This is a genomic window from Silvanigrella paludirubra (assembly GCF_009208775.1).
Classification (GTDB): Bacteria; Bdellovibrionota_B; Oligoflexia; order Silvanigrellales; family Silvanigrellaceae; genus Silvanigrella; species Silvanigrella paludirubra.
Genome location: NZ_WFLM01000002.1, coordinates 158685 through 179242, shown reverse-complemented (window position 1 = coordinate 179242; position 20558 = coordinate 158685). Strand labels below are relative to the sequence as shown.

Genomic DNA, 20558 nt, shown 5'->3' with positions numbered 1-20558 from the left:
TCACATGAAATCTCATGGATAAGATAGAATGTGTCTGATATGGAGGTTTCTTTTTATGATATTAAATAGTGAGTCAGTAGAATTAATTAGATTAAATGCAATTCGTTTAGCAACTTCAATTCGTAGTAAAGATGATTTAGTTGATCTTGCTACCGCAAGTTCTTTTGAACAAGTATTTTCTGCTATAGAAACAATACTTACAAATACAGAAATGTATTTTGATGATGATTTGCTTATTCAGCTTGATGTTCAATCATGGCAAAGTTTTAAAGCAATTTTACTTGTGTACACATTAAACGTTGTGAACCGTCAAATTAATTTAGCAAGAGAGTCTGGTTTTTCACAACAAGCTGGTCGTGATTTTGGAGCAAGTACCACAAATCTTTAATTTATTCCTTTCTCTCTCTTGCACTATTCTTTTTCCTCAAATATGATGTGATTGTATCTCAAGTTTAAAGTCTGTTTCGTTAGTTAATATTGTCAACAGTTTCTTTATTGTTACTTTATTGGAGGACCTACATGAAACGTCTGCTAAAGACCACGTCACTTTTTTCTTTGATTGCTATTTCTGGTAGTGCATTTGCTGAGTCAGCAACAGATGCTGCTAATTTTTCACCTCGCCTTAAGTTACAAAGCCGTTATTCATTTACTGATAGCTATCGTAAAAATGAATTGGACTTGATTACAGCTACGGCACGTTTTGGTTTAAATTATCGTTACAAAAATGTATTTGGTACTTTAGAAGTACAAGCAGGAAGTCCTACTGAAGGGTTTACAAATACTTCTTCTGAATCCGTCCCAACAACGAATGGTAGAGAAAGTGTATTTGATGTTCGCAGGGCAAATATTGGATTAGATCTTTATAAGTCCGATCCTGCTACTGTTTCTTTTGTAATTGGTAGAGATCGAATTGTTGCTTCATTAGTTTATGCTCCAGATGCATTAACGCAAATTTTAGCAACAAACTTAGATAACGTATCAAGCTTAACAAGCTCCGATGGTCTAGGGTTAAAATATGCAGGCAAATTTGATTTTGGTATGATCAACTTTGGCATTGGTGCATATAATAATATTGCAGTTGCTACTCAATCCACTGGATCAGGATGGTTTGGCAATACATCACTAGTTCAAGGCGACAATTCCTTTAACTCCTCTCCTAAAACGCAATCTCGCGCTATCCAAGCAAATTTAGGTGCAGATATTAACGCTGGTGATGGCATTGTAGAAGCAAGAGTAGGCTATGGTTCTCAATCAAATGCTGTAAATAAAATAACAGCAACTTCAACTACTGATGCGACGACTTTGGTAACAACTTATACAAATACATATAAAGTATTTGATGTTACAAACACCGAAGTTTCTTTAGGCTATAACTATATGAATGCTGCTCTTAAAGGTGGTGTTTGGTATCAATCTGTTACAACTAGCAAGAGCCAAACAGGCGTACTTGGTGCTTCAAATAACATTGATAATTACACAGCAAGTACGACTGATGATTCTCAAACAATCAACACGGTCGGAGTTGGTGTAACTGGTAATTCAAAACTTTGGGGAATGAGTGATTTATTGGGCTCTGGTGATGCTCTTACTTATGCACTTGGATATCAAAACTCTACTGGTCTTTTAGTTTCTGGAGGAGGCGGGACAACTGGTGTAACTAAATTTACAAACTCCACTTTAACAACAGATCTTTACAATGTAGGCCTGGGTTATATGCAAGAAAAATTCTCTCTAGAATTTAACTATGCTATGATCAATGCAAGCAAAGAAATATATACTAATAATGATGGTAAACAGAATCAAACATCTGCTAACCTCTTTTACTTAGTTGGTACTTTATCATTATAATTTTGAAACATAATTTGTTTCTTTGTTATAAAAAAAGAAAGGTTTAAACACCTTTCTTTTTTTATATAGTATCTGTTACTTTATTTAAGTTTTTAGGAAGGTCTGGATTTCGGCCTAATTTTTGCGACAAAAAAGCAGCTAATTTATAAAAATGATAAATACTTAAAATATTATCACATAATGAATTTATGGAATTTGCTGTTTTAAATATGTAAGTATTTGAAAGGTTTTTTTCATATTTAAGAGCAATTTCATTTGTTGTAATAATAAAAATTTTTGCATTTTTATTCTGTAAAGTTTCAATTAATTTGAGCATGCTATCTAAAGTTTCATCATTCGATAAATATAGTAAAATAGGATAGTTTTTTTGGATTAATTCAAAAGGCCCGTGTAAAATTTCAGCACCACTAAAGGCTTCAGCATGGAGCCCACAGGTTTCTTTTAATTTTAAAGCAGACTCAAGTGCAATGGGGAAGGAATGACCTCTGCCAATAACTAATATACTTTTTTCATTTAATAAATTTTCAACAAAGAGATTCATTTCATTCTCATTGAAATTTAATAATTGATCTGAAGTATTTAAAAGCTGTTTATTTAAATTGGAATCTTTTTTCCAATAGGAAATAAGCTGTATTATTCTTGAAAGCGATGCAATAAAACTTTTTGTTGCCGCTACAGATTGTTCTTTGTTAGCTAAAAGAGGAATACAATATTCACTTTCATGTTCTAGCGGTGAATTTTTTTCGTTCACAAATGCTAAGGTAATGGCTCCCTTTTTCCTGGCAAATGCCATGCTTTCAACTAGGTCGCTGCTTTTACCAGATTGAGAAATGCCAATAACAAAACTATTTTTATAATTTATATTTGATTTATAAATTGTATGGACTGAAGGCGCTATAGAGGCAGTCATTATTCCTAAATGGGTTTCAATTGCATATTTTGAAAAAGAAGCAGCGTGATCGGAGCTTCCTCTGGCTAAAGTAGCAACAAAATTTGGTGGTACTTTTTGAAGTCTGTTTGTTACTTCATTTAATATTTCTACACTGTCAATTTGTTGATTTTTAATAATACTTGCAGATTCTTCAGTTTCTTTCTGCATCCAAAATTTTAAGCTCATTTAGAAATCCTTAAATTTACATAAAAAGAGGATATTTATTTTCAGTCTTTGTTAAATTTTTTTCAATAGCAGAGGAAATAATTGAATTTACAGAACCAGAAAGTTTTTCACGTAAAGACTCTTTTTTAGGAGTATAAATTTGATACACTTCAAACTGTTTACTAGCTTCTAATAAATAGTCATCACTTGTTTTTAACTCATCTACTAATTTAATTTCAAGAGCCTTAATTCCATACCAATATTCACCAGTAGCAACAACTTGAATATCAACAATATTTCTATATTTTTGAACATGACTTTTGAAAAGTTCATGAACGTCATCAATTTGTTCTTGGAATTTAGCTTTTTTCTTTTCTGTAATTTCACCTAATGGGGTAAGAGTTCTTTTGTATTCTCCAGCTGTAATCTCTAAATAATCAATATCATTTTTATGAAGAAATTTATTTAAATTAGGTAAACTTGCTATAACACCAATTGATCCTAAAATAGCAAAAGGTGCGGCAATAATTTTATCGGCAAGGCAAGCCATCATATAACCACCGCTTGCTGCAACTTTATCAACGCAAATGGTTAAAGGTATTTTTTGATCTTTTATGCGTGCTAACTGTGATGAAGCTAGACCATATGCATGAACCATCCCGCCAGGACTTTCTAAGCGAACAACAACTTCATCACATGTTCTTGCTGTTTGTAAAAGTGCTGTAACTTGTTCTCTGAATACGGTAACAGCAGATGCAGCAACATCACCATTGAAATCTAAAACAAAAATACGTTTTGGTTTTTCAGTTTTTACATCGGACTTGGCTTCCGTTTTTTCAAGTTTCTTTTTTTCTTTTTCATCCAATTTTTCTTGTTTTACAATTTCTTTTAATTCGCTCTCTGATAAAATTTCTTTTAATATTTTATCTTTATTTTCTTTATAAATTTCATTTAAATTTTTAATATTAATTTTTATTTCTTGAGATTGTTTTTTCTTTTTAATGGCAATTAAGGCAACAATTCCAATAAACAATAAAAAAAGTCCGATCACTCCTAAAAATCCGAGAGAAAGTTGAAACCAAGAAAATAACGAACTAGACATAATGTTAACTCCCACTAATTAATTTTTATTATTTATATTTAATGCAGCGCTTAATATTTTATTTCCTGATGCATAACCCTGATATAAAATATCTGGTTTTTCATTAAAATTTGAATTTGCTTTAAAAAAACTTGTAGCGGGAAGTCCGTTAACTTCCCATCTATTAACTAAATTTTGAATACTATCAGCTAATTCAGTATAATCTAACTTAACAGGGATAAAATTCGTATTGATATATTCGATCAATTTTTTGTCTTTCCAGGTTGTTTCTTCCATTTCAAGGCAAGCCGTGCACCACTCTGCCCAGATATCTACTAAAATAGGCTTACCTGATTGTTTAGATAATACAACGGCATCATCAAAGTTTGTTTCCCATTTAATTCCATTTGGATTTACATTTTGCGCATGTGAAATATTTTTAGGATGAAAAAAACTATTTGAAGTAAATAGGGTAAGCCATAAAGCTAAAACACAGCATGTTAATGTCATGCCTACCTTTGAAATCTTACCTAAAATATCTTTTTTTGTAGAAAGAGCAATAAAAGTTATTGAAAGTAACAAGAGTATTGCAATCGATAAAAGTTGGGGTTTACTAAAAATATCTTGGATTAAAGGAATTTTTTGAAAAGTACCTCGAGCATAATATAAAGCAAGAGCAAACATGAGAGATGCAAAAAATATTTTAATAAAATTAACAAGGCGTGGAAATTTGGGCATTCTACTTAAACGTTGACCAAAAAAACCTAATGCTACATAGGGAAGTCCAAAGCCTAAAGCGAAAAATAACATATAGGTAAATCCTGATACAGGATTTTTATTTTGGGCAATTAATAACAAAATGGTGCTTAGGACGGGACCTGTACATGGGGCGGAAATTAAACCAGAGACAGCGCCCATTGTTACCACTGCCGTTCTAGGATAATTTTGTGCAAGAGGAATTTTATTCGCAAAAGTTTGAACTGCCGTAAAATTAAAAACACCTAACATAGATAGACCTAGTAAGAACATAACAATAGCAATTATCCAATTAAAAATAGGATTCGCTAGCTGTGCACCAAATATATTTCCTGTCATACCAGCAAAAACACCAAGCAGAGAGTATGTTATAATCATCCCTCCTACATAAATAAAAGGTAACGATTTTATTTTTTGTTTCCTGGAGTTACTTTGTCCAAATTGCGACATTACATTTAAAGTAATAGGGATCATTGGATATACACATGGTGTTAAATTCATAAGCAAGCCTGCTAGAAAAAGAGCTGGAAATAATATCCAACTTCCTTTTTTTAAAGCTTCTTGAATTTGAAAAGCAATATTATCATTTAATAAGGTAATTTTTTCGGAAGTATCAATTTCTGTTTTTTTTACAACTGGTTCTTTAATAGTGTTAATTTGATTGGATAAATTTGTGGTTTGGTTATTAATTTTATTTGAGAATGTATTTGTATTATTTAAATCGGATAAATTGCCTTCTATCATATAAACAGCAAGTTTTGCAGGAACTAAACAGACTGCATTTGAACAGGATTGAATATCAATTTCAAGCTTATCGTTTGATTGAAAAGGAGATTTACTTTCAATATAAAATACGGATAAGTTTTTAAATATTTTTTTTTCTTTTTTGTAAAATGGATCAAAATAAGACTCTGGCGGTTTTAAAGATGTATATTTTAAAAGATGGGGAAGATTATTTTGAGGATGTAAATTAAATTTTAATTTGTCTTCATATATTTTAAAATCATTTTTTGTCTTAAGCTCAATTTTTGCTTTATAAAGATCTTTCTCTTTTTCAATTTTTAAAATTTTAAATTGAACAACTTCTTGGACTTTTATATTTGCAGAATCTACAAATTGAGATTCAGGTGCAACAAATATTTCATTTGCTCTTAGGAAATTAGGCGAAAGAATTACGAATAATCCTAAGATTAAAAATTTTATAACTTGATTTAGCTTTGAAATCACTTTTTACCTCTAAACCCTTTCTTAAATTGACCAACTGCCAATGCATGAGTAAATTAAATAAGCGCTTCGAAAATAGATAGAATCGAAGCTAAACTTTGGAGCAAAAAAGACAATGACTCAATTAAAATCGTTTCAATTAAACCGAATTTCGCCTCTCTCTGGCAATAAAAAAATACTTACAATCGTAATGGATGGAGTTGGATACACCAACCCAAATGCCAATATTACATCTGAGCTCAAAAACCAAAAAGGACTTTTACCTTCTGAGGCTTTTATTACAGGTAATGCTGTAAACGCAGCTTATACTCCAAATTTAGACACCTTGATTTCAAGTTCTTTATTTCGAACATTAAAAGCTCATGGGACAGCTGTAGGTTTACCAAGCGATGACGACATGGGCAACAGTGAAGTGGGTCATAATGCTTTGGGGGCAGGAAGAGTTTTTGCGCAGGGAGCAAAACTTGTGAATTCTGCTATTCATTCTGGTAAAATTTTTGAAGGTATTGCTTGGAAACAAGTTGTTGGAAGAGAAGAACTAAAAAACAAAAAAAATACACTTCATTTATGTGGTTTACTATCTGATGGAAATGTCCATAGTCATATTGATCATTTATTTGCATTAATTAAAGGCGCAAAGAGTGAAGGTGTTCAAAAAGTTCGTTTACATGTTCTTCTTGATGGAAGAGATGTTGGCCCATTAACGGCAACGGAATATATTTTAAAATTAGATTCTTTTTTAAAAGAAATAAATTCTAATCATTTCGATTGTAAAGTAGCTTCCGGTGGTGGAAGAACTTTTGTTACCATGGATAGGTATGAAAGTGATTGGAGTATTGTTGAAAGAGGATATCAAGCTCATATACTTGGTGAAGGACGTGGATTTTCTTCCTTATTAAATGCTGTTGAAACTTTACGCCAAGAAAAAAACTATTATGATCAAGATTTACCACCATTTGTTATAATCGATCAAGGTAAACCCCTAGGTACAGTTGAAGAAAACGATAGTTTTATCTTTTTTAACTTTAGAGGGGATAGAGCGATTGAAATTTCAAGAGCATTAACAGAGCAAAACTTTAAATCATTTCCTCGCAAGCGATTTCCTAAAATTTATTATGCAGGCATGATGCAATATGATGGAGATCTAAAATTACCCGAATTATTTTTAGTAACTCCACCTGCAATAGATAGAACACTTACTGAATTATTGTGTAATGCATCTGTAAAACAATTTGCTTGCAGTGAAACACAAAAATTCGGACATGTTACTTACTTTTGGAATGGAAATAGAAGTGGAAAATTTAATGCTGAATTAGAAAATTATATTGAAATTCCTTCTGATCTTATCCCTTTTCAAGAACGTCCATGGATGAAATCAGCAGAAATTGCAGATATTACAATTAAAAATATGTATGATAATTCTTTTGAAATTGGTCGTATAAATTTTGCAAATGGAGATATGGTGGGCCATTCTGGAGATTTTGCAGCTGCCGTTCTTTCTGTTGCCGCTGTTGATTTAGCATTAGGCCGTATTATGAAAGCAGCTAAAGAAACAAATACTATTTTAATTGTAGTTGCAGATCACGGAAACGCAGATGAAATGTATGAGTTAGATAAAAAAACAAAAAAAGTTATATTTGATGATAATGGAAAACCTAAGCTAAAAACAAGCCATACTTTAGCGCCCGTACCTTGTGTAATTTATAATACTGAAATTTTAGAAAAAAATGTTTCTTTAAAAACAGATATGCCGAATGCAGGTCTTGCTAATATTGCTTCTACAATTTTAGATTTAGCAGGTTTTAACACACCTGATTTCTATGAACCGTCTTTGATTGAATTTAATTCAGAAAAAAAAAAGATTTTAAAATAAATTTAAATTCTAATAATGAAGTTGTATTTCAAAAAAATAATTTCTCAAAACGTTATCAATTAGCTAAATTATCTTTAGATTTTGCAGATACAATTGCCAAATTAAGAGCACCAGACGGATGTCCTTGGGACAAAGAGCAAACATTAACTTCTTTAAAAAGTTATTTGATTGAAGAATCTTATGAGGCAATTGATGCCTTAAATTCGTTTGATGCTATTCCTTCTGAAAAACAAATTAAAAATTATTATAGCGAATTAGGTGATGTTCTTTTACAAGTTTATTTAAATGCACAAGTAGCTCATGATGAAAATTTATTTTGCTTAAATGATGTTATTTCTAGTATAAATAAAAAAATGATTCAAAGACATCCTCATGTATTTCAAAAAAATGATTCTACAATTCAAAATACAGACGACGTGTTAAAACAATGGGATAAAATCAAAGAAAAAGAAAATATAGATAACCCAAAACAAAATGATTCTTTATTAAAAAAAGCTCTTAAAAAAAGAGCATTGCCAACATTAAACTTTGGAGTAGAAGTTTCAAAAAGAGCAAAAAAAGTTGGATTTAGCTGGAATACTTTAGAAGAAGTGTTTCAAGATGTTATTTCTGAAGTGAAAGAACTTCAATATGAGATTGAGCAAAACGAGAAAAATATAGAAAAAATTGAAGATGAAATTGGTGATGTTGTTTATGCTTTGTGTAACGTAGTTCAGTTTTTTAAAGAAACAAATGAAGGGGCAAAACATTTTGACTTTGATCTTATCGCTCGAGCTGCTATAGATAAATTTATCAATAGATTTAAAGAGATGGAGAGAATTTGTCTAGAAATGGAAACTCCATTAACGGAAACCTCAGTAAAAAATATCTCTCTTGAGCAGTGGAATGATCTTTGGAAGCAAGCTAAAAAAAGGCGATATAGGTGAATTTAGAAGCCTTGCCAAATTTGGCTAGGCGTAGCATGTTTACTAACTGTTGTATGACGTAATTATAAAGGAAGCTATGATATGGTGTTAAAAAATTTATTTGGAAAAAAAGATCAAAGTAAAAAGTTTGAAAATCCAACTTTAAATGGAAATCAAACAGATACAATTGAAGAAACCCAGGCTTCTGATTCAGCTCAGCAACAAAATGAACCAACTCCTGCTTTGCATTTGGAAAACGCACTAGTAGAAAATGCAAGGAATGACACGCCAGAAACAAGAGCAAAAGTATACCAAGAACTTTTATTCTCTGATCTTTTATTAGCTCTTGCAGATACGGGTGCTCCAAGTGCAGCTGTAAACGAAGCTACTGTTGCTGCAGAAAATCCAAGTGTGAATGTCGCTATTTTATCAAATTCGCAAGGTGTTCAATTTTCAGCCGCTTTTACAAGTGCTGCGGCTGCTCGTAGATGGCGTGCAGAAGGGGGACAATATGTTTCCATACGTGGACAAGATGTTTTTAAATTATTAGAACCAAGTCCTGCCGAAGTGATTGTTGTGAACCCTGGAAGTGCCCCATTTGTTGTTCTAAATAAAGTTGAATATAAACAGCTTGCTATGGGAATTGTTCCTCAAACCCAAAGAAGCCCTGTTCAGGTAAACGTTTCTAATGAACAGGCTAGCTCTGCTCAAGCCCCATCTGAAGGAATGCAAATCGCTTTTCCACCAGATGCGTTTAATGATGTCCAAAAACAACATGCTTTAAAAATATTAGCAGAATTTGAAAATATCGAAGCTGCTGCATTAGGAGCTATTCTTCCTCCAAATGCCCCACAAGATTCAGGTTGGTTGCGCACTGTATTTTTAAGAGTTGTTGGTTTAGAAGAAAATCAAGAACAAGTGCAAAGTTTTTGCTTAAGCGTCCGCGATTCTATGCGCAAAGATAATGAATATTTTATTGAAACTCAGTTTGAAGTAGGTGTAATGCCTGATCCTTCCTTTTGGGTTGCCATGCACCAAAATAATTTTATCTTATTAGACAAAAATCCACCTCAAATTCCTGCTGTTGATAATTCAATTAAAGACTAATGATTTTATTATTTTGAGGTTTGTTTATTTATGATAAATTCTGTGATTGAGAGTGCAATAAAAAGAACCGATCATTTTTCTCAAGCTTTATTATGGTATAATCATACTTTAAAAAATAATGCTCAATTTCAAAAAAGTTTTTTATTAATAACAAATGAGCTTGTTGCCTGTGCAAGAGCAAATAGTTCATTAAAACAAGTTTTTTTTATTGCTGTGGGAAAATCAGCTCAAGTTGCTCAACTTGCCGTTTCTATGCTTGTAAGTGTAGGAATTGTTGCGCGCTTTGTTCATCCAACAGAAGCTTTTCATGGTGATCTAGGTGTTGTTGGAAAAGAAGATACTGTTATTTTAATATCTAACAATGGAAAAAGTAGCGAACTTTTACAGCTTTTACCTGGTCTACAAGAACGAAATGTTAAAATATTTGTTTTAACCTCAAAAGAAGATTCTCCTTTAGCAAAATCAGCAAATCATGTGTTACTTATTCCTCCTTTTGAAGAAATGTGTCCATTGAGTCAAGCTCCCGTAACAAGTACTGTTACTTCTCTTGCTTTATGCCAGCTTTTTGTTGCTGCTTCAGTAGAAATTCGTAATTATCCAATTGAAGAATATGCAAAAAATCATCCTGGTGGAGCGATTGGAAAAAGAATATTTTTAAAAGCAGATAATCTTATGGTTCAAGGAGATGAATTGCCCTTAGTTGGAAAAGACGATCTTTTTAAATCGGTGATTTCTGTATTTACAAAATATTCTAAAGCAGCTGTTTTGGTGGTTGAAAATAAAAAATTCTTAGGTCTTATTTCAGAAAAAGATCTTAGAAAGGCAATGGAAAAACATGGAGCTCATGTTTTTGATTTAAAAGCATCGGAATTTATGAATAAAAATCCTTCCGTAATTCAGCCAGGTTTGCTAGCTATCGATGTTTTAAAAATAATGTGTTCTAAAAATCCACCATTTAATCTAATGCCAGTAGTAGATAATAATGGAAATGCTGTAGGCCTTGTTCGTATGCTTGATTTTGTTGCTGCAGGAGTTACTTTATAAAGTAACTTTATTTTTTAGTTGCAATTTTTTCGAGAGTATTTAAAGCTAAGGTGCGAATTCTTCCATCGCTATGATATTTAGAAATCCAAATTATTTCTAGTTTAATATTCCCATCCTTTTTTCCGAGCCTTTGCATAATGGGAAAAAGTCTAAATTGGACCCAATGCTCTTCTTTTCTGTAACTTAATAACCAATCTTTAGGATTATTGGCAACAATTTTAGTTATTTGTTCTACAAATGTTTCTCTGTAAGAAGTTGTAGTAGAAGAATAAATAATATTTAATTCATTAAACTCATTTTCTGTTAATTTTGTTTTACGAGCAATCATTTCATTTAAAAATCGATTCATCAATATAGGAGTCCAAATTCTTACCATATCGGGATATTTAATTTCTTTTCCATCGGTAGATGGTTTTCCGTATAAAGATGGATCTAATATTTTTGTGTTATCTTTTTCTCTTATTTCTTTAGCAACTCTTTTAATCCAGCTTTTTAAAGATTGAATATACCCTGCATCATTTGTTTCTTTTAGAATATCAATCCAACTACTTAAATATCCTTTATCAATTTCTTTTTCAATAACTTGGCTAGCTTCAGGAATTTTTGCAATTAATCCCAATGTAATAAAAGCTTGTTCGCCTTGTTTTGGAGTATATTCTTTTTCTGAAAGAGTTTTTTTCAAGTAATCTTTTATTGCTAATTCACATTTTGGATATTTTTTTCGAGCTAGACCAGAAGCAAGTTCTGCTCTTCTTTTTTCATTACTTAATATTTCTTTTGTCATGTCATTAAAAAAATCTTTTTGATTGTCATATTTTTCACAAAAATCTTTCACAATACTTGGAGAATCTTCTTCAGTTTTAGAATCTTTTTGTGTTGTTAATTTTTCGATTTGATTTGCAAAAATAAAAGTTTGAAACATACCTATTAATAGGCAATATAAGAATTTAAACATTATCAATCTCCGCGAGCCAGTAATAATTTTTTTCTATTGTTTGATTAAGTATAAAATTTAAATTTTTAACTTTAGTTCGTTTTTTTATATTTATAACAAGCTCAGATAAAGTTAAATAATTATTTTCAAATAAAATGTTTTTTTCATTATCAATGATATTATTATTAAAAAACAAACAGAATGCTCTAAATATATTGGGGTTATAAATACTGTTTTCTTTTATTTTGCAATTTATTTTGACTTTTGTTTGAATTTTAATTGATAATTCTTCTTCTAATGATTTAACTCCTCTAATAAATATGCTTCGATGTTTTGGGAATTCAATTTTATTAAGGCTTAATAAAGGAACTAAAGCGTTTCTTATTGAAGAGGATCTATTATTTTGAATAAACCACGCAACGCAAGCCCATATCGTAAATACAGCAAAAACAAAATGAAAAATAAAATTAGATATCAAAAACTTCTCCTTATCTTTACAAAATACTTGTCTTTGTGCAAAATCTATAATGCAAATTATTGCATCTTCTCCGAATTCTTAGCACAAAGGGAGTTATTCCTGAATGGGATCTGATAATATTAAAACATCTCTTCCAAATGAGGAAGAAGCGCCGTCTCAATCTTCTAATACTCCCACTGAAGATATAGAAAAAATTGCGAATGATGCCTATCTTTCTTTGAAAGAAAAATGTCTGCAATATTTAGATTTCTCTTTGGAAACAACTTTATTTAAAGCGTTTCGTTTTGCCCATAATCTGCATGCAGGCCAAAGACGAAAAAGTGGTGAACCTTATATTATTCATCCATTAGCAGTTGCCGAAATTTTAGCTGAATTTAAAATGGATGAAACCTCTTTAATTGCCGCCATATTACATGATGTTGTTGAAGATACTCACGTTTCTGTTGAAGAGGTTTCAAAAGAGTTTGGTGAGCCTGTTGCCGCCTTAGTGGAAGGTTTAACTAAGTTAGCAAAAGTCCAATTTCGTTCTTCACAAGAAAAAATGGCAGAAAATTTTAGAAAGATGATAGTTGCTATGTCTAGGGACATAAGAGTTATTATCGTAAAACTTGCTGATCGTACTCATAATATGAGAACATTAAGGGCATTAAATTTAGAAAAAAGACAGCGTATTGCTGAGGAAACTCTTGAAATATACGCCCCATTAGCGGGGCGCCTCGGTATGTACAAAATAAAAGCAGAGTTAGAAGATCTTTGTTTAAGAGAGCTAAAACCATCGGTTTATTACAGCCTAATTGCTAGAGTTGCCCAAAAAAAGACGGAACGTGATAAAATAATTGAGCAAGCAAGAGAACATCTTGATTCAAGATTAAAAGAAGCAAATATTAATGCAAAAGTATATGGGCGAGCAAAACATTTTTATTCAATTTATAGAAAAATGTCAGACAAGCAAATTGAATTTGAAGATATTTACGATCTATTTGCCTTACGTGTTATCGTAAATACTCCAAATGAATGTTATGAAACATTAGGAATTATTCATAATATCTACCGACCTGTGCCAGGGCGATTTAAAGACTTTATCGCTATGCCAAAAGCCAATTTGTACCAAAGTTTACATACAACCATTGTTGCTGCCAAAGGTGAGTTGCTTGAGGTTCAAATAAGAACAGCTCAAATGCATCATATTGCAGAAAACGGGATCGCAGCACACTGGGCATATAAAGAAAAAAGAAAAGATCCAAACAATACACAGTTAAATCCCGCTGATTTTGAAAAATTTAAATGGTTAAAACAAATTGTAAGACATCAAAAAGAACTTTCAGATCCGGATGAGTTTCTTGAAGCGGTTAAAGTCGATCTTTTTGATGAAGAAGTTTACGTCTTTTCTCCAAAAGGTGATGTTTTTGAATTACGCAAAGGGTCTACTTGCCTTGATTTTGCTTTTGCCATTCATACAGATTTAGGTTTAAAAACCACAGGCGCAAAAATTAATGGCCGAATTGCTACATTAAGAACCCGTCTGCATAGTGGTGATGTAATTGAACTGTTGGTTGGAAATAAAGTAAGAGCGACCAAAGATTGGTTAAACTTTACTACAACAACAAAAGCTAGAAATAAAATTAGAGCTTGGCTACGCAGCGAAGAAAGAACAAATTCAAAACAAATTGGACAAAATTTATTGGAAGAAGAACTATCAAAAAGCTCTTCTAGTTTTGAAAAACTTCAAAAAATTGGGGTTTTTCAGGAAATTCATAGATACTTTAGCGTCGGTGGTTACGAAGATTTTATTTTGCAAATTGGCTATGGTAAAATAGATGCAAAATCAGCTGTTCAAAAATTATTGTCTGTATTGCAAATTCCAAAAGTGGTTGAGACAGCAACGTCTGCAGAACCTCAAAAAACAATGCAACAAGAGTTTCAAGAAATTAGAACGGTTCAAGAAGCCTTAAAACAAAGACAGGGTAAAAATAGAGCAGGCGGTGAAGATGCCGTTCGTGTTCAGGGCATGACAGGAATTGTAGTGCGTATGGCTCGTTGTTGTGAACCTTTACCAGGCCAACCTATCGTAGGTTTTGTTTCTCGTAGCCGAGGTGTTACCGTTCACGCTGCTAGTTGTCAGTGGGCATTATCAAATGACCCTGCAAGACGTGTTGATTGTTCTTGGAATATTATTTCTTCTACAGTTCATAATGTGAGAGTAAGGATAACAGCACATGATAAACCTGGAATTCTAGCTGCCATTACTAAAATGGTTTCATCTTCGCAAATTAATATTGCAGGTATGGAATGTTTTACAAACCCTCAAAAAAGAGCCGTTATTCTTTTAAAACTTGAATTAACAGATATTCATCAGTTAAAAGATATTCATCAAAAAATTGAAGCTGTAGATGGTGTTATTTATGTAGAAAGAACAATGGGATGATACAAAATAAATATTTCTCATTTTTTTTGTTACTTCTTGCAGAATCTATCGAACGATTCTCATATTTTTTCGTTTCATTTGTTCTTATATTTTATATGATGACAAATATTGAAAATGGAGGTCTGGAATTTTCTCAGGAAAGTGCCATGAATATAGGAGGATATTTTTCTTTTGGCATTCTTGTTTTCCCTTTAATTATGGCGCCTATGATAGATAAATATTTAGGGTATTTTAAAGCTGCAATTTATGGTGGAATCGCTTTATCAGTAGGGTATTTATTTGCTTTTTTGTCTGGATATTTATCCGTTTATTTTATTGTTGGCGCTTTAATTATGATAGTTGTTGGTTCTGCATTTATAAAACCAAGTATAAGCGTATTAGTCGGAAAGTTATCAAATTTTTCATCTATATCTCATGATTTAGGCTATATTTTATATGTTATTTCAGTAAGTGCAGCTTCAATGGGCTCAGCGTATTTTTCGGCGAAATTAATAAATAAATATTTTACTTATATGCCGTTTTTTGTAATTTCTTTTTTTTGTATGCTTTTGTTTACATTTATAATTTATTACTTAAATAAAAATATAAAATTAAATGATCATAATGAGAGAAGTGAAAAAATAACTAAAAAAACCTCTTATTTTCTTGCTGGAGCTATGTTATTTTGTCTTTTCATTGGAGCTTCAACTACCATTTCCTCTAAAATATTTTCCTTTCCAAACACGTTATCATTTTGGTTAACATCTTTATTTTCTATTTTATTTCTTTTATTTGTGTGTTTAAAGTTTTTAAAAACAAACATCAAAATGTTATATGTAATTTTGATCAGCTCCTTTTTTATCATTTTTTTAATGGTTAATCTTTTTATTAGAAATTTAGGTGATATTTCTCCTATTCTTCCAGGAATATTTTCATCATTTGATATGTTGCAAAACTTTTTTATTTTCCCAATCGTGCTTTCCATCATAGCTAAATATTCACCAACCGGTGCTCAGGCAACAATGCAATCGTTAGCTTTTTTTCTTTTCAGTTTATCAACTATTTTAGTGAAAAATATACTTCCGCTATCTTCTATTACAGGTAGTAAATTGATTTTAATTTTAGCATTGTTAATTATTATGATTACAGCAGCTTTTGTTAGATATGTATATAAAGTTAAAGAATAAATTAATGAATTTTCAATTTACTATAAAATAAATAATTAGAAAACGAGAAGTTGTTTTTATTAATAAGGGATTGTATTTTATTTGTTCTTTGAAACTCAGCATAAACGAATTTTTTTCTATCTAAAATCAAACTATTGAGAATATTTAAACAAGATGTTTTTGCTAATTCACTAGAAAAGAATATTTTCCCTATTTGGATTTCATTGTTCTTTAAATATTTATTATAAATATCATTGATAATTTTATCATTATGAATATAAATTAAATAATCACCTATTTTTTTGAAAATATTATAAAGCTCAGGTTTGCATTTCATTAAGTTTAAATTTCTATAAGCTTTGTCTTTTTCTATTTCTGATTCATAATAATTATATTTTTTTTCACTATTTAAGTCATTTATAATATTTTCTATATTTTTTTCATTTGGTTTTCTTAATATACTAATAGGATTTTTTAGTGAAAATATGTCAATTGTATTTGATTTGTGGGAATCAAGTTCATTTTTAGGGCTTTTCTCGCGGAATATATTAATTGCATTAAAAAAATTATTTTTATGATATACTGCCGCTGCTCTATATGTACTTGCGTAATTTTTATTATTTTTAGAAAGAGTTGCTATCTTAGAGATTTCTTCTATCATTATTAAACCAGAATCAAGATATGATTTATGAATTAAAGATTTTATCATATCTTCATTAAATATTTTAGCATTGGGATAAAGTGTAATAAAATGATTGCCGCTTCCTCTATTACCTTCTTGCTTTATAATAATTTCAGTATAATTACCAAAATGTGATCTAATTCTATTTTCTAAATTTTTAATATTATTTTCACTTAATTCGTCTTTATGAAATAAATAAACATTTGGTATATAGTTTTGTAATTCTTTATCTGTATTTAAAATTAATCTTTGTTTAATTTTAGATTCTAAAATAGAGCAAATAAATGAATCTGATTCATAAATTCCATTAATTCCTAACGGAATGAGATCTTTTTTTCTTTTATTATCTGCAATTAGATATTTAATATATTTTATATGTTTTTCTTCAAGTTTATCTTTATTTTTAAATAAAAAATTTAAATCAATAGAATTTAAAAAATTTCTATATTTTATAGAACCATTATATTCAAAATTTTTTGGGCAATCTGCAAGACGTAAAGCTGAATTATTTTGATAAAGTAATTCAATCGCAGTTGAGTCTACAAAATTATGAAAGCTTCCTAAATCAGAACAAGAAAGTGACTGAAGTTCATATATTATAATTTTATATTTTCCATAATTATCTTTATTTTTAGCATAATCTATAATAAAGTCTGTATAGATATCATTCATAATATACCCTTTAGTATAGTTTAATAACAATATATTATATTAATTATATTGTTAAGATATGATTAAGTTATAATGAAATTAAAATAATATTCGAAGGTTTAAATTGTCATAAACGATCAATTCAAACAAAAAATTTTAGATTGTTTAAATTTTCTTGCATTCGCTATAAAAAGAGGGTAATGGATAAATAGCCATATTTTGGTTTTTTATCCATTTTTGAGAAGTTAGGGCCCACATGTTACGACGAACCATACTCTTTTACAGCAAATCTTAAACTCAAATTTTAAATAAATTTAATATTATTAAATATTTATACTAATTTAGATTTCATTTTTATTTTAAAAGGATTTTCATATGAATATAGCTTCTACACAACAATTATGGGGTGGCAGATTTAAAAAGCCACTTGATAAAAAAACAGTAAAATTCAATGCTTCCATTCTTTTTGATCAAAAGCTTGCCATGCAGGACATATTAGGAAGTCAGGTCCATGCGGAAATGTTAGGGGTTCAAGGGATTATAACTTTGGAAGAATCTCAAATCCTTATTAAGGGACTAGAGAATATAAAACAAAAAATAATTGATCAAAAGGTTGAATTTACAGAAGAAGCTGAAGATATTCATATGAATATTGAATTGCTGCTTTTAAAAGAAGTAGGCGATGTCGCAAAAAAGCTCCACACGGCTAGAAGTCGTAATGATCAAGTTGCCTTGGATCTTCGGCTTTATTTAAGAGAAGAAATTTTAAATATAAAAAATCAAATTCAATCTTTATTAGTTACGTTAAAAAATTTAAGTCAACAAAACAAAAATACCATGCTGCCTGGTTATACTCATTTGCAAAGAGCCCAGCCTATTTCTCTAGAAAAATATTTTGGAGCTTATTCTTCCATGTTTGAGAGAGATTTAAGCCGTTTAGAAGATTGTTTTAAAAGGATGAACTTCTCTCCTTTGGGAGCAGGGGCTATAGCAGGAACTACATTACCAATAGATAGAATTTTTGTAGCACAGAAACTTAATTTTAGTGGAATTATACAAAATACTTTAGATGCAGTTAGTGATAGAGATTTTGTCATAGAATTTATATCTACTTCAAGTATATTAATAACTCATTTATCACGTTTTTGTGAAGATATTATTGTTTGGGCAACGGAAGAATTTGGTTTTATTAAATTAGATGATGCTTTTGCCACAGGTTCCTCTTTAATGCCGAATAAAAAAAATCCAGATATTCCCGAATTAATTCGTGGTAAAACGGGAAGAGTATTTGGGCATTTATTTGGAATTTTAACTATTATGAAAGCTTTACCTATAGGTTATAATAAAGATCTTCAAGAAGATAAAGAAGGTTTGTTTGATACAGTTGATACCATAAAAAATTGTTTGGAAATATTTATTCCATTTATAGAATCTCTTCAGTTTCAAAAAGAAATTATGAAAAAATCGACTGTAGATAGCTATATTTGGTCTACACATTTGCTTGAAGAGCTTGTTAAATCTGGTGTTGCTTTTCGTCAAGCTCATGAGCTAATCGGAAATTTAGTAATTTATTGTTTAGAAAGTAACAAATATTTTAAAAACTTAACAAAAGAAGAGTGTGATAAAATTTCAGCATTTATATATCCCTCTTTAATTCAATTAAAAATAATTTAATGATTAGGGAAAAATATGAAAATATTAAATATAATAAAATTAAAATTAATTCTTGTTTTAAACTTAATTTCTTTAAGTTCGTTTCCGCAAGAAGGAAATTCGTTAGAAAAAATTAAAAACACTAAAGTCATTAAAGTATGTACTGCAGGGGGCTTTATACCCTTTTCTGTAAATACAAAAGAAGGCTGGGTAGGTTTTGATATAGATATGGTGAAAGGCTATGCTGAATATTTAAATGCAAAACTAGAAGTAATTGATTACCACTTTGATGGAATAATACCCGCTTTAAATACAAAAAAATGTGACTTAATTGCTTCAGGAATGACAATCACAGCGGATCGTAAAAAATCAGTACTATTTAGTGAGCCCTATTTTAAAGATGGTCTTAGTTATTTATATAGAAAAAATAATGTAAAATTTGAAAAAATTAAAGATATTTCAATGCTAAATGATGAGCAATATAAAATTGGAGTTCGTGTTGGCTATACTAGTGATTTTTATGTGACTAAAAACCTTTCTAAAGCAAAAATATTAAAATTTAATGAAACTGCTGATATTATAAATGCTTTAAGAAATAATAAAATAGATGCCATTGTTACTGACACAAATAATACAAAAATACTTCAAAAGAAATTTAATGATATTTTTGAATATAAAAATACAAATGTTCAAAATGAATATTTTGGTGTTGCAGTCCGTTTAAAAGATGATGAATTGCTTCATTCATTTAATGATTATTTAAATTTTTGGAAAAAATCAGGTCAGTATGAAAAAGATTATGAGAAAAATTTTATTAGTCTAACTAAAAATAAATAGCTTACTCTAATTTAACATTTAATGAATTGGGAAATATGCTATCATTTGGCCACCATCCTAAATTGTAAAATTGTAAAAATGAATTGTGATTTAAATCTTTAAGGAAAGATAATCTCGCATTCATTTCATAATCTAAAATAGATTTTTTGTTAGCACAAATTGTTCCTTTATGCTTATCATTTACATAAATAGATATATCCCATCCATGAGCTTTTTTCTTTTTACTAAAAATATGTATCCATGAACATTCAGTTTGTTGGGTAGCAAAAGAAATTTTGTATTTATTTTCAAGAATAATATGATCTAATGGTTTTAATCTTAATTTTTCACCTGCTTCTAAGGATTGAAGCTCATTCACAAATTCAGAAGGAATTTCGAAAGTACTTTGAGAGTTGGCCAAATTATAATGAATAAAATTTATTTTTAAATTGGAATAGTTTATGAATTCAATCTTGAATAAAGCAAAGGAAATATTGTGATTAGTAAAAGTAATTATCATTAAAATTAATTTTTTAAGCATATCTTCTCTTATTTAAACAAAATAAATTTATTCACTAAAAATTTCCAAGGCGTAATTTTTATATAAGAATATGTTATTTTTAGCAAATTTTATTCTTTTTTTATTTTTGATTATGATAATCATTATTAGCAGATTTAAAGAGAAATAAAGCTGTTAGTAATAAATTCATAATAATTTTAATAACATACTGATTATGTCGGTTCAGGCATGCAAATGTCATTTTTAGTTAATGATTTCTTTATTATTTATATAGGATAATAATCTTTCTCAATAGAATAACGAACGAAAAATAGGGTTGT

General features: G+C 29.9%; 17 protein-coding genes. 10 read left to right on the top strand and 7 right to left on the bottom strand.

The window, feature by feature from the left end; genetic code table 11:
* Positions 1-55: 55 nt before the first annotated feature.
* Both GCL60_RS05035 and GCL60_RS05030 read left to right on the top strand, forming a co-directional pair.
* Positions 56-388, top strand: coding sequence for a hypothetical protein (locus GCL60_RS05035; protein WP_153418851.1), 333 nt, complete (start codon positions 56-58; stop codon positions 386-388).
* A gap of 131 nt (positions 389-519) precedes the next feature.
* Entirely contained in the window at positions 520-1848 is a 1329-nt protein-coding gene (locus GCL60_RS05030) for a hypothetical protein (RefSeq protein ID WP_153418849.1), read from the top strand.
* A gap of 61 nt (positions 1849-1909) precedes the next feature.
* Here the strand turns inward: GCL60_RS05030 and GCL60_RS05025 are convergent, their stop codons facing one another.
* From GCL60_RS05025 to GCL60_RS05015, 3 genes are read right to left on the bottom strand one after another with little or no spacing between them, the layout of a single operon-like run.
* Positions 1910-2965 carry an SIS domain-containing protein gene (locus tag GCL60_RS05025; RefSeq protein ID WP_153418847.1) on the bottom strand — a complete coding sequence of 352 codons (1056 nt, stop codon included), beginning with the start codon at positions 2963-2965 and terminating at the stop codon, positions 1910-1912.
* A gap of 16 nt (positions 2966-2981) precedes the next feature.
* The gene (gene sohB, locus GCL60_RS05020; RefSeq protein ID WP_153418845.1) at positions 2982-4046 is read right to left on the bottom strand and encodes a protease SohB; all 1065 of its coding nucleotides are present in this window, start codon (positions 4044-4046) and stop codon (positions 2982-2984) included.
* An 18-nt stretch (positions 4047-4064) separates the two neighbouring features.
* Entirely contained in the window at positions 4065-6008 is a 1944-nt protein-coding gene (locus GCL60_RS05015; protein ID WP_153418843.1) for a protein-disulfide reductase DsbD family protein, read from the bottom strand.
* A gap of 112 nt (positions 6009-6120) precedes the next feature.
* On the opposite strand from GCL60_RS05015, the gene gpmI reads away from it, so the two are divergent.
* The 4 genes from gpmI to GCL60_RS04995 all read left to right on the top strand — a co-directional run bounded on the left by gpmI (position 6121) and on the right by GCL60_RS04995 (position 10934).
* Complete coding sequence (gene gpmI, locus GCL60_RS05010; protein WP_153418840.1) at positions 6121-7878, top strand: 2,3-bisphosphoglycerate-independent phosphoglycerate mutase; 1758 nt, start codon at positions 6121-6123, stop codon at positions 7876-7878.
* Positions 7875-8804, top strand: a complete 930-nt coding sequence (gene mazG / locus GCL60_RS05005) for a nucleoside triphosphate pyrophosphohydrolase (RefSeq protein WP_153418838.1) — start codon at positions 7875-7877, stop codon at positions 8802-8804. The genes gpmI and mazG overlap by 4 nt, the downstream gene beginning before the upstream one ends.
* A gap of 81 nt (positions 8805-8885) precedes the next feature.
* Positions 8886-9890: an SseB family protein gene (locus GCL60_RS05000; RefSeq protein ID WP_153418836.1), complete on the top strand. Its 1005-nt coding sequence runs from the start codon at positions 8886-8888 to the stop codon at positions 9888-9890.
* 30 nt (positions 9891-9920) lie between these two features.
* Positions 9921-10934, top strand: coding sequence for a KpsF/GutQ family sugar-phosphate isomerase (locus GCL60_RS04995; RefSeq protein ID WP_153418834.1), 1014 nt, complete (start codon positions 9921-9923; stop codon positions 10932-10934).
* 7 nt (positions 10935-10941) lie between these two features.
* On the opposite strand, the gene GCL60_RS04990 is transcribed toward GCL60_RS04995, so the two are convergent.
* Positions 10942-11889 carry a hypothetical protein gene (locus tag GCL60_RS04990; protein WP_153418832.1) on the bottom strand — a complete coding sequence of 316 codons (948 nt, stop codon included), beginning with the start codon at positions 11887-11889 and terminating at the stop codon, positions 10942-10944.
* Positions 11882-12346 (bottom strand): hypothetical protein, encoded by a 465-nt coding sequence (locus tag GCL60_RS04985; protein ID WP_153418830.1) that lies wholly within the window; start codon positions 12344-12346, stop codon positions 11882-11884. Before GCL60_RS04985 ends, GCL60_RS04990 begins: the two co-directional genes overlap by 8 nt.
* Positions 12347-12449: 103 nt before the next feature.
* Between GCL60_RS04985 and GCL60_RS04980 the strand changes: the two genes are divergently transcribed.
* A complete protein-coding gene (locus GCL60_RS04980; RefSeq protein ID WP_153418828.1) occupies positions 12450-14771 on the top strand; it encodes a RelA/SpoT family protein in 2322 nt (773 codons plus the stop codon).
* Complete coding sequence (locus GCL60_RS04975) at positions 14768-15937, top strand: MFS transporter (protein WP_153418826.1); 1170 nt, start codon at positions 14768-14770, stop codon at positions 15935-15937. The genes GCL60_RS04980 and GCL60_RS04975 overlap by 4 nt, the downstream gene beginning before the upstream one ends.
* A gap of 1 nt (position 15938) precedes the next feature.
* Here the strand turns inward: GCL60_RS04975 and GCL60_RS04970 are convergent, their stop codons facing one another.
* A complete protein-coding gene (locus tag GCL60_RS04970; RefSeq protein WP_153418824.1) occupies positions 15939-17270 on the bottom strand; it encodes a hypothetical protein in 1332 nt (443 codons plus the stop codon).
* A gap of 354 nt (positions 17271-17624) precedes the next feature.
* Between GCL60_RS04970 and argH the strand changes: the two genes are divergently transcribed.
* Both argH and GCL60_RS04960 read left to right on the top strand, forming a co-directional pair.
* The gene (argH, locus tag GCL60_RS04965; RefSeq protein ID WP_153418822.1) at positions 17625-18923 is read left to right on the top strand and encodes an argininosuccinate lyase; all 1299 of its coding nucleotides are present in this window, start codon (positions 17625-17627) and stop codon (positions 18921-18923) included.
* A gap of 15 nt (positions 18924-18938) precedes the next feature.
* Positions 18939-19739: a transporter substrate-binding domain-containing protein gene (locus GCL60_RS04960; protein ID WP_153418820.1), complete on the top strand. Its 801-nt coding sequence runs from the start codon at positions 18939-18941 to the stop codon at positions 19737-19739.
* A gap of 1 nt (position 19740) precedes the next feature.
* Here GCL60_RS04960 and GCL60_RS04955 read toward each other — a convergent pair whose 3' ends face one another.
* Entirely contained in the window at positions 19741-20259 is a 519-nt protein-coding gene (locus tag GCL60_RS04955) for a hypothetical protein (RefSeq protein ID WP_153418818.1), read from the bottom strand.
* Between the last annotated feature and the right edge of the window lie 299 nt (positions 20260-20558).

Excerpts from the sequence above, each read along its gene's own strand:
- GCL60_RS05035 (WP_153418851.1), top strand. The coding sequence starts at position 56 with ATGATATTAAATAGTGAGTCAGTAGAATTAATTAGATTAAATGCAATT.
- GCL60_RS05030 (WP_153418849.1), top strand. The coding sequence starts at position 520 with ATGAAACGTCTGCTAAAGACCACGTCACTTTTTTCTTTGATTGCTATT.
- GCL60_RS05025 (WP_153418847.1), bottom strand. The coding sequence starts at position 2,965 with ATGAGCTTAAAATTTTGGATGCAGAAAGAAACTGAAGAATCTGCAAGT.
- sohB (WP_153418845.1), bottom strand. The coding sequence starts at position 4,046 with ATGTCTAGTTCGTTATTTTCTTGGTTTCAACTTTCTCTCGGATTTTTA.
- gpmI (WP_153418840.1), top strand. The coding sequence starts at position 6,121 with ATGACTCAATTAAAATCGTTTCAATTAAACCGAATTTCGCCTCTCTCT.
- GCL60_RS05000 (WP_153418836.1), top strand. The coding sequence starts at position 8,886 with ATGGTGTTAAAAAATTTATTTGGAAAAAAAGATCAAAGTAAAAAGTTT.
- GCL60_RS04995 (WP_153418834.1), top strand. The coding sequence starts at position 9,921 with ATGATAAATTCTGTGATTGAGAGTGCAATAAAAAGAACCGATCATTTT.
- GCL60_RS04990 (WP_153418832.1), bottom strand. The coding sequence starts at position 11,889 with ATGTTTAAATTCTTATATTGCCTATTAATAGGTATGTTTCAAACTTTT.
- GCL60_RS04980 (WP_153418828.1), top strand. The coding sequence starts at position 12,450 with ATGGGATCTGATAATATTAAAACATCTCTTCCAAATGAGGAAGAAGCG.
- GCL60_RS04975 (WP_153418826.1), top strand. The coding sequence starts at position 14,768 with ATGATACAAAATAAATATTTCTCATTTTTTTTGTTACTTCTTGCAGAA.
- GCL60_RS04970 (WP_153418824.1), bottom strand. The coding sequence starts at position 17,270 with ATGAATGATATCTATACAGACTTTATTATAGATTATGCTAAAAATAAA.
- argH (WP_153418822.1), top strand. The coding sequence starts at position 17,625 with ATGAATATAGCTTCTACACAACAATTATGGGGTGGCAGATTTAAAAAG.
- GCL60_RS04960 (WP_153418820.1), top strand. The coding sequence starts at position 18,939 with ATGAAAATATTAAATATAATAAAATTAAAATTAATTCTTGTTTTAAAC.
- GCL60_RS04955 (WP_153418818.1), bottom strand. The coding sequence starts at position 20,259 with ATGCTTAAAAAATTAATTTTAATGATAATTACTTTTACTAATCACAAT.